We start from the raw sequence: 5,031 nt of genomic DNA on the forward strand, positions 1-5,031 counted from the left end.
CGGCGCCCGCCTTCGCCGCCGGACTCCGCTGGAGCGCCTGGGAACAGGCCCTGCACGAGGGCGCCGAAGCGGCTCGCCTCGCCGGGGAGTCCGCCGACCGGGCCTACTTCCACCACGAACTCGGCGTCCTCGCCCTCTGTACCGGACAGCTCGACCGGGCCCGCTCCGAGCTGGAGGCCTCCATCGGCCTGCGCGGCTCCCTCGCCGACAAGCGGGGCACCACCGCCGGCCGNNGCGGCATCGTGGCGGCGCTCCCGTCGGCGCCACCCGCCGGGCCCACCCTCGTCACCGGTCGGCCCGCCGCCACGCCTCCGGCCCACCGCGGCCGGGGCGGCCTGCGCGGCCTGGCCCGGCGCAACCTCGTCGCGGCCGGCGCGGGCGCCCTGCTCGTCGCCGTCCTCGGTACCGTCGTGACCCTCGGCGCCACCTCCGGCGCCGACCCGAACGCCCCCTCCGACACCGTGGGNNGTCGGACGCTCCGTCGCCGACACCGACGGAGTCGGCGGAGCCGTCGCCGGATGCGAGCAGCTCGCACGGGACCGGAAGCGGCAGCACCTCGCCCACGCCGACCGGCTCCCCGTCCGCCAGCAACAGCCCCCGCCCCTCCACGACGCCGTCGGGGTCCGCGTCCGCGTCGCCGAGCGACAGCGCCTCGCCGTCCGCGAGCGCGACCACCACGGGCCCGGCCGGCCCCCCGAGCCAGGACACCTCCAGCTCGGCGAGCAACTCGATCTCCTCCGCTCCCGACAGCTCGGCCGCTCCGAGCGGTTCCGGATCCTCCGACGCGGACCCGCTGATGTGACCCAGGACGAACGAAAGGGGCGGGTCCCCCGAAGGACCCGCCCCTCTTTGTCCGTCCGTCTCAGAACAGCCGCAGCTTGTCGTCCTCGATGCCGCGCATGGCGTTGTAGTCGAGGACCTGGCAGCCGATGCCGCGGTCGGTGGCCAGGACGCGGGCCTGCGGCTTGATCTCCTGGGCGGCGAAGACGCCCCGCACCGGCGCCAGATGGGGATCGCGGTTCAACAGCTCCAGGTAGCGCGTGAGTTGCTCGACACCGTCGATCTCGCCGCGCCGCTTGATCTCGACCGCGACGGTCTGGCCCTCGGCGTCGCGGCAGAGGATGTCGACCGGTCCGATGGCCGTCATGTACTCGCGGCGGATCAGGGTGTAGCCGTCGCCGAGGATCTCGATGCGGTCCGCGAGGAGTTCCTGGAGGTGTGCTTCCACGCCGTCCTTGATCAGGCCGGGGTCGACGCCGAGTTCGTGCGACGAGTCGTGGAGGATCTCCTCCATCGTGATGATCAGCTTCTCGCCCGCTTTGTTGACGACGGTCCAGACGCCGGCCTCGGCGTCCGTGCCCTCCTTCAGCGTGCAGGGCGGCGACATCCAGTTGAGGGGCTTGTAGGCCCGGTCGTCCGCGTGGATCGAGACGCTGCCGTCCGCCTTCACCAGGATCAGACGGGGGGCGGAGGGGAGGTGGGCGGTGAGCCGGCCCGCGTAGTCCACGGAACACCGGGCGATGACGAGACGCATGGTCGGCAACGCTACTCGACGCCCCGGGTGCCACGCGATTCGCCCACCTGTCTCCCCTCACCATCCTTCCCAGGGGTCCGAGAAGTCGCACCATTTCACCTGGAAAACACGCGTTCGAAAGTGGCCGATACTGCGCCCCATCACGGCTCCCTATGTGCCCATTCTCCTGGTGCCGTCACGGTCCGTTGCCTACCGTAGAGAACGGGAGGTCGCGGTGCGTGTACTCAGCGTGCTCGGTGTCTGTGCATGGCGAACTCCCCCGTCCTGTCCGGCAACCCCTGCGCCTCGGGGGTGCGAGAGGAGTACCCATGTCGCTCGACGTCTCACCGGCCCTACTCGAACAGGCCGAGCGAGGCGAGGTCGACGAAGCAGAATTCGTCGACTGCGTCCGGACCTCCCTGCCTTACGCATGGGAGATGATCAGTTCCCTGGTGGCTCAGCTGAAGGTGGACGGCGGCAAGTTCGCCGACAACCAGACGCCCCCGCCGGACGAGCAGGCACGCGGGCAGTTGCTGCGGGCACTGGCGAGTGACGCGATACGCGGCGCCCTGCAGCGGCACTTCGGTGTCCGGCTGGCCTTCCAGAACTGCCACCGGGTGGCGGTGTTCCCGTTGGACACATCGGTCGACGAGTCGCTGTCCCGCTTCACGTCGGTCCGCAGCCAGGTGCTCAACCAGTCCCCGGAGTTCCGGGACTGCTGAGGCTCTCGCTTGCCGCTCCTGACGCGTGCCATCGGCTACGGGAGCGGCAAGTCGCCCGGCAGCGGGCCGCTCACCGGAGGTGGGGGAGGACCTCCGAGCCCAGCCGCCGTACGTTCTCCTCCGTGGCCGCCAGGTCGCCGGAGCCCTCGACGAGCAGGGCGAAACGCGAGATGCCGGTCCGCTCGCTGGTCGCTGCGAGGCGGTCGGCGCACAACCGGGGAGTACCCACCGGGTGCAGCCCGCAGAGGAGTTCGGTGTACGCCACCGGGTCCCGCATGCCGCGGGCCCGGCCGTCCACCGTCACATGGGCGTCGAGACCCTGCTTCAGCCAGCCCGGCATCGCCTTCACCAGTGTCTCCACGGCGTCGGTGCGGCGGTCCGCGATCTGGCAGACGCCCGCCGAGACATGGCCGGCGCCCCGGATCTCCTCCGGGGACCGCCCGGCCGCGCGCGCCTGCTGCCGCCACCGGGCGACCATCTCGGCCTTCTCCTCGTCGCCGATGTGCATGCCGAGCAGCATCGGCAGGCCCCGCTCGGCGGCCAGCCGCACACTCGCCGGGGAGGTGCACGCCACGACGACCTCCGGGCCCGCCGCGTCCGTGAGTGCCTCCGAGGGCCGCGGTACGACGGGGACCTGGCGGAACCGGAAACGCTCGCCGTCCGCCCCCACGGACGGTTCGCGCAGCCAGCGCACCAGCAGATCGAGTGATTCCGGGAACCCCGACTCGTACGCCTCCACGCCCGAGCCGAACACCTCCAGGTCGACCCAGGGGCCGCCGCGCCCCACGCCCAGCGAGAAGCGTCCGCCGCTCGTCAGATGCAGCAGCGCGGCCTGCTCGCCGAGGGCGACGGGGTGCACGGTGGGCAGCACGCTCACCGCCGTACCCACCCGGATGCGCCGGGTGCGGCCCAGCAGCAGGGCCGCCAGGGTGATCGCGGACGGGCAGGTGCCGTACGGCACGAAGTGGTGCTCGGCCAGCCAGACCGAGTCCAGACCCGACTCCTCGGCGACCTCGGCGGAGCGGACGGCGCGGTGCAGCGCCTCCCCCTGGCCCTGCCCCGGGAACTGGGCCGCCAACACGAAACTTCCAACACGCATGGGACTTTCCTGCTTCCTTGGCTCCGACACGGAGCTCCCCCACCCGGCATAACCGTCCGACACGTGCCGAGGACACGGCTCGGCGAGGAGATTTGCGGATTGTCTGGAGAATGGGCCGTCCGTGCGGCGCCCTACGGGGGCCTGACCGCCACGGGTACCCCCGCCCGCTCCGCGTAGGCTGGTCGGCAACCCTGCACCCTGTATAGCCCCGTGAGGTGTCCCTTGTCCCCGCGTCGCAACCGACCCAAGGGTGACGACTCGTCCGGCCGGAGCGCCGAGGACGACCGCGCGAGACGCTACGGCGGCTGGCAGTCCGGCGTCAGCTGGGCCGGCGAGGAGTGGAGCGTGCGGCACGTGGCGGGCGCGAGCGCCGAGGGCAAGACGTACCGCTGTCCCGGCTGCGACCAGCTGATCCCCGGCGGGATGCCGCACATCGTCGCCTGGCCCGAGCACGCGGGGGTCGACGACCGCCGGCACTGGCACAAGGCGTGCTGGAACGCGCGAGACCGCCGCACCCCGGGGGTGCGGCGGTCCCGTAACGCGCCGAAGTTCTAGGAGTTCCGGACGACCAGGGCCGGTCCGGTCGGCTCAGACGTCCCGCTTCTCCAGCAGGGCGAAGGCGCCACCGAGGGCAACGGCCGTGACGCCCAGGGCGATCCACAGCGGGTCCCAGCCGGCCGGGCCGGTCTCCGTCAGCGAGGTGGAGTAGAACACGCTCATCTGGTTCGGGATCGAGTACTCGAACAGGGCCTCGCGCAGGTCCTCCAGCGACGACGAGAACATGAACAGCGCGATCACCAGCGGCGCCAGGACGAGGCCGATCATGATGGTGATGGCACCCGCCGAGTGCCGGATGATCGAGCCCATCGCCAGCGACAGCAGCCCGAGCAGCGCGATGTAGAGGGACACACCGACGGTGCCCTTCAGCCATTCGCCGGTGGAGGGGTCCCTGGCGTCCGTCAGCAGCGCCACGTCCACCAGCGCGACGAACAGGCACGACACCAGCGTCACCACGAAGGCGACCAGGAAGAACACGACGGCCTTCGCGGCCAGCACACGGCCGCGGGACGGGCAGGCCACCATCGTGGTCCGGATCATGCCGGTGCCGTACTCCGAGGCGGTCGTCATCACGCCGAGCGTGATGACGCAGATGCTGCCCAGGAGCAGCCCGAAGAAGCCGAACGCCAGCGGGTTCTCGCCGTCCGTGCCGCCCTCCGTGGGGTTCGCGGCGACGACCGCCGCGGTCAGCAGCCCGATGCCGACGACGAGCAGGACGAACACGCCCAGCGTCCACATCGTGGAGCGCACCGACCGGATCTTCGTCCATTCCGAGGCGACGGCGTTCCCCAGATGCGTCCGCACGACGGGGATCGGCGAGGTGTAGCCGGGGTACGAGGGGCCGGGCGCCGCCTGCCAGGCGGGCGCGGCCTGCGGGGCCGGGTTCTGGGGCGTGCTCATCGGGCGTCCTCGGTCGTGGTCGGGGCGGAAGCCTGCGGCGCGACGGCGGGCCGCTCCGACGCCTGCGGAGCGGCGGCCGGAGCCGCGGGGGGCTGTGCGGTGCGTCATCACGCTCGGCGTGATGACGACCGCCTCGGAGTACGGCACCGGCATGATCCGGACCACGATGGTGGCCTGCCCGTCCCGCGGCCGTGTGCTGGCCGCGAAGGCCGTCGTGTTCTTCCTGGTCGCCTTCGTGG

Annotated in this window: 5 protein-coding genes and 1 pseudogene; 3 read left to right on the forward strand and 3 right to left on the reverse strand. The window is 71.9% G+C overall.

Annotated features, from left to right (window positions below; translation table 11 throughout):
- Positions 1-862: 862 nt before the first annotated feature.
- Positions 863-1,534: an endonuclease NucS gene (gene nucS / locus BZL64_RS34560; RefSeq protein WP_167396243.1), complete on the reverse strand. Its 672-nt coding sequence runs from the start codon at positions 1,532-1,534 to the stop codon at positions 863-865.
- A 308-nt stretch (positions 1,535-1,842) separates the two neighbouring features.
- On the opposite strand from nucS, the gene BZL64_RS34565 reads away from it, so the two are divergent.
- Complete coding sequence (locus BZL64_RS34565; RefSeq protein ID WP_086773029.1) at positions 1,843-2,235, forward strand: SCO5389 family protein; 393 nt, start codon at positions 1,843-1,845, stop codon at positions 2,233-2,235.
- A 70-nt stretch (positions 2,236-2,305) separates the two neighbouring features.
- On the opposite strand, the gene BZL64_RS34570 is transcribed toward BZL64_RS34565, so the two are convergent.
- Positions 2,306-3,334 (reverse strand): LLM class flavin-dependent oxidoreductase, encoded by a 1,029-nt coding sequence (locus BZL64_RS34570; protein WP_086773030.1) that lies wholly within the window; start codon positions 3,332-3,334, stop codon positions 2,306-2,308.
- A gap of 222 nt (positions 3,335-3,556) precedes the next feature.
- Here BZL64_RS34570 and BZL64_RS34575 point away from each other — a divergent pair, with 222 nt between their 5' ends.
- Positions 3,557-3,889 (forward strand): ATP/GTP-binding protein, encoded by a 333-nt coding sequence (locus BZL64_RS34575; protein ID WP_086773031.1) that lies wholly within the window; start codon positions 3,557-3,559, stop codon positions 3,887-3,889.
- Between the two features lie 33 nt (positions 3,890-3,922).
- On the opposite strand, the gene BZL64_RS34580 is transcribed toward BZL64_RS34575, so the two are convergent.
- Complete coding sequence (locus BZL64_RS34580) at positions 3,923-4,792, reverse strand: ABC transporter permease (protein WP_086773032.1); 870 nt, start codon at positions 4,790-4,792, stop codon at positions 3,923-3,925.
- A gap of 100 nt (positions 4,793-4,892) precedes the next feature.
- Here BZL64_RS34580 and BZL64_RS41600 point away from each other — a divergent pair.
- Positions 4,893-5,031, forward strand: a pseudogene (locus BZL64_RS41600) (ABC transporter permease); the annotation flags it as partial.

The organism is Streptomyces bobili (genome assembly GCF_002154575.1).
Lineage (GTDB): Bacteria > Actinomycetota > Actinomycetes > Streptomycetales > Streptomycetaceae > Streptomyces > Streptomyces bobili.

Coding starts and splice junctions, on each gene's coding strand:
- BZL64_RS34580 (WP_086773032.1), bottom strand. CDS start 4,792: ATGAGCACGCCCCAGAACCCGGCCCCGCAGGCCGCGCCCGCCTGGCAG.
- BZL64_RS34565 (WP_086773029.1), top strand. CDS start 1,843: ATGTCGCTCGACGTCTCACCGGCCCTACTCGAACAGGCCGAGCGAGGC.
- BZL64_RS34570 (WP_086773030.1), bottom strand. CDS start 3,334: ATGCGTGTTGGAAGTTTCGTGTTGGCGGCCCAGTTCCCGGGGCAGGGC.
- nucS (WP_167396243.1), bottom strand. CDS start 1,534: ATGCGTCTCGTCATCGCCCGGTGTTCCGTGGACTACGCGGGCCGGCTC.